The organism is Thermogemmatispora sp. (assembly GCF_019683635.1).
Lineage (GTDB): Bacteria > Chloroflexota > Ktedonobacteria > Ktedonobacterales > Ktedonobacteraceae > Thermogemmatispora.
In genome coordinates, this window is sequence record NZ_JADGIA010000305.1 from 1 (window position 1) to 4040 (window position 4040).

A 4040-nucleotide genomic window follows, 5' to 3' on the forward strand; every position below is an offset into this window, starting at 1 on the left:
CTTTTTCATATAGATACATATATATCTATATAATAGAGATCAGCGCTACACTAGAGATAGCGGAGAGCCACCGATCGAGACAGCGGCAAGCCAAGCAAGGACAGAAGGGAGAGACACACTTGGTCAAGATCGCCATCACTGGCGGAGCTGGGTTTATTGGGGCACACCTGACACGTGCCTGTCTGGATGCTGGCCATCAGGTCATAGTCATTGACTCATTGGCCAGCGGCGCACGGGAGCGTCTTGATCCACGCGCGCGCTTCTACCAGCTAGACATTCGGGACCCGCGGCTACACGCGGTGCTCCAGATGGAGCGTCCAGAGATTGTCAGCCATCATGCGGCCTGTCGTTCAGCACTGCTGCCTGGCCAGCGTCCGCTAACCGATGCTGACGTCAATCTTCATGGCCTGCTCAACCTGCTTGATGGCTGCATAGCGGCCAACGTCGGTCGCCTTATCTTTGCCTCTGGCGGCAACGATCTCTACGCCGGAGAAGGCCAGGCCCTTCCCCTCAGCGAGGAGGCCCCGCTCTGCCCACGGCGCCCTCTCGACATTAGCAAACTTGCCGGAGAATGGTATATTCGCTACTATAGCCGCTACTATGGAATAGAGCATGTTATTCTACGCTATGCTGATGTCTATGGAGAAACCGACAGACAAACTGCTCAACATCCCTTAACCGAATTCATCTACAGCCTGCTGGAGCAGAGGCGGGTAGTCATTCGCGCCCCGCAAGGGGAGAGGCGCGACCATATCTACATTGCCGATGTGGTTCAAGCTCACCTGCTGGCTCTCGAACGTGGCGGCAACCAGACCATTCACATCAGCAGCGGCAGCGGCACCAGCCTCGAAGAATTCTATCAGCGGACCGCCGCCCTACTGGCCAGCGAAGTCCCGCCGCTCTATCTGAGTGAGCGTGGACGGACTGGAGCAGCCATTGCTCTCGATAACAGCCGGGCGCGGCAACTCCTTGGCTGGCAGCCGAGCGTCGATCTTGAAGAGGGGATACGGCGTACCGCTCAGAGCATCTGCGCCAGCCTGGGTCACAACCTGCCGCCTGTACCGCTCCAGCCTGTTCTGGCGCGGTCCGTAGAAGCGGCGTCGGCCTCGCGTCTGGCAGCCTCGGCCTCGGCCTAGCGCATGAAGCAGGCCAGGCCAGGGTGCGGCTGCTCGCCAGATTACAGCCTGCCCTCTGGCTAAGAGCGCGGCCAGAGAGTGGGAGGGCGGCCCAGGGAACGAGAAGACAGCAACCTCTCCCTCACGCTGGTGCAGCGACAGCGGCGACATCGGACCGGACACCGAACTCATTGGCCCCGTTGCGGCCATTCCCTCCACCGCAACGGGGCTTTTTGTTGCAAGCCAGGGGGAAGCGAAAAAGCGGAGATAGGGAACCAGAGCGCTCCCCTTGGGCTGCATCTCTGGCCGGTTCGCAGATAGCCGGACCTGTCGAGCAGATAGGAGCTACTGCTGCAAGCCGCTTACCACGCGTGCATACTTCTCAGCCAGAGCCTGGGCCTGCTCGCTCGACTCCGATTCCGCCACTACGTGGAAGAGAGGCCGATCGGCATCTGGCAGCACCAGCACCCACTCCTTGCTTCCCAGATCGATCTTAATCCCATCGATCGGCTTGGCACGTCGCTCGCGATACTGCTCGCTCAGAATACGCATGACCTTGCCCTTGTGCTCCCAGGGGCAGGCCACGCGCGTACGGCTCAAGTAGTAGCTCGGCAGATCGTCCACCACCTCAGAGAGCTTCACCTCAAAGTAAGCCAGCAGCTCCAGCAGCTTAGCCACAGCCATCATGCCATCGAAGGCGGGCAGGAACTCCGGGAAAATGAAGCCGCCCTCGCCGTCGCCAACCAGCACCACCCCCTCACGGCTCGCCGTTGCCATCAGGGCTTGAGGCAGAACGCGCGTATGCAGGATATGGCCATCGTAGCGCTTAGCAATATGCTGGAGGGCACTGGGGGCTGTCACCGGGGCCGCCACCGTCGCCTGATGGAAGCGGCGCAACATCAGGCTTGTCATCACCGCCAGCATCTTCATCCCATCCAGGATGCGCCCACGGTCATCCACCACCGCGATCCGCTCACCAGCCGGATCGATGCGGATGCCCAGATCGGTATGGAGGGCTGCCGTAATCGTGGCCAGGCGCTGCAGATCGCGCTCCACCTCATCCTTCGTGCGAGTGACCAGCGACTCATCGGCACTCGTATTCAGGATAATGACATCCACACCGAGGCGGTTAAAGATGCCGGGCAGCAGCTGAGTCGTACTTCCGTGCGCATAATCCATCACGATCTGGAACTTGCGCTGACGGATCAACCCCTCATCGACCACCTTGTGGAAGCCCTCCAGATAGAGATTGAGCACGCGCTCGTTCTCCTGGACTTCGATCGACCCCAGGTCGTCGATATAGACGCGGCGGAAGTCCTCGCGGAAGTAGAGATTCTCCACCTTACGCTCGGTCGCCTTATTGATATCGAGGCCGTACTGGTCAAAGAACTTAATGTCGACAATGCGCGGATCGTGAGGAGAGAGGCGCACGTGGATGCCGCCGACGGACTCGGTATTGCGCACATAGTAGCGGGCCACCGGGATCGGGACCTGATTAATATCGTGAACGTTGATGCCTGCCGAGGGGAGGCCGGCCACAATCGCCCGCTTAATCATTCGTGAGGTACGATGTGATGAATCGCGATTGACAGCAACGATGCTGCCCTTGGGAAGAATAGCGCCGTAAGCTGCGCCAAGGCTGGCGGCGAACTCGGGAGTCAGATCGATATTCACCAGACCCGTTACCCCGTAACGTCCAAAGAGACCGCGTCTACCCTGCGAGCCCCAGATAATGCTGTTATTGACCACAGCGCCGGTCTCGATCTCCTTATCGGGCCAGATCTTCACATTGGGCTGGATAATGGCGCCCTCCTGGACGATCGAGTTATCGCCGATCACCGAGCCTTCGAACATCACCGCCTTGCTCTTGATGCTCGTCGAAGAGCCGACGAGAGCGCCGCGCAGCTCGGCCCGCTCACCAATATAAGAGTTATTCCAGATAATGCTCCGGTCGACCTGGGCCCGCTCATCGACGATCGTATAGTGGCCAATGATGCTCGGCCCGTGGATAATGGCGCCCGACTTAATCTTGCAATCGTGCCCTAAGTAGACCGGGCCATAGAGCTGAGCATCTTCAGCAATCTCCACACCCTCTTCGCACCAGACACTGTTGCCAATATGGCGACCAGGAATCTCGATCTGGACGCGCCCCTGCAAAGCATCCGCGTTGGCGCGCATATACTCGCTCAGGTTGCCTACATCGCACCAGTAGCCACTGGCGATATAGCCGTAGATGGGGTCGCCCTTCTTCAGCATCAAGGGAAAGAGATCCTGGCTGAAGTCAAAAGGCTTATTCTTCTCGAAGTAGGTCAACACGCGGGGGTCGAGCACATAGATACCGGTATTGATCGTATCGCTGAAGACCTCGCCCCAGCTAGGTTTCTCCAGAAATTGCGTGATATGGCCATCTTCGTTGGTGATAATGACCCCGTACTCTAGCGGATTATGGACATGAGCGAGCGTCAAAGTTGCCAGCGCTTGCTTTTCCTGATGAAAGCGGATGATATCGCTCAGATTATAGTCGGTGAGCGCATCGCCGCTGATCACGAGGAACGGCTCGGTCAAATGCTCCTCGGCATTTTTCACGCTGCCGGCGGTGCCTAGAGGGACATCCTCGCGAGAGTAAGTAATGCGCATCCCGAACTGCGAACCGTTGCCGAAGTAGTCCTCGATATTGCTTGCCAGGTACTGAACGGTGACGATGACCTCGGTGATCCCATGTCGCTTCAGGAGGTTCAGGATATGCTCCATGACGGGCTTGCCCACGATCGGCACCATTGGCTTGGGGCGCTTAATGGTCAGGGGACGTAGGCGAGATCCTTCCCCTCCGGCCATAACAACCGCTTTCATGACTTTTCTCTCCTTGGCGCGGGGTTGCTCATCTGGTCATGGAAACTGCAACGGCGCAGCAGGGGGCTGCGCCGT

General features: G+C 58.6%; 2 protein-coding genes. One reads left to right on the top strand and one right to left on the bottom strand.

The window, feature by feature from the left end:
- Window positions 1-119 precede the first annotated feature (119 nt).
- Window positions 120-1136: an NAD-dependent epimerase/dehydratase family protein gene (locus IRZ31_RS20510; RefSeq protein WP_297157381.1), complete on the top strand. Its 1017-nt coding sequence runs from the start codon at window positions 120-122 to the stop codon at window positions 1134-1136.
- Window positions 1137-1460: 324 nt separating this feature from the next.
- Here the strand turns inward: IRZ31_RS20510 and IRZ31_RS20515 are convergent, their stop codons facing one another.
- Window positions 1461-3965 carry a mannose-1-phosphate guanyltransferase gene (locus IRZ31_RS20515; RefSeq protein WP_297157384.1) on the bottom strand — a complete coding sequence of 835 codons (2505 nt, stop codon included), beginning with the start codon at window positions 3963-3965 and terminating at the stop codon, window positions 1461-1463.
- Between the last annotated feature and the right edge of the window lie 75 nt (window positions 3966-4040).

What these genes read in the sequence shown, in the direction of transcription:
- IRZ31_RS20515 (WP_297157384.1), bottom strand. Translation starts at nt 3,965, where the DNA reads ATGAAAGCGGTTGTTATGGCCGGAGGGGAAGGATCTCGCCTACGTCCC.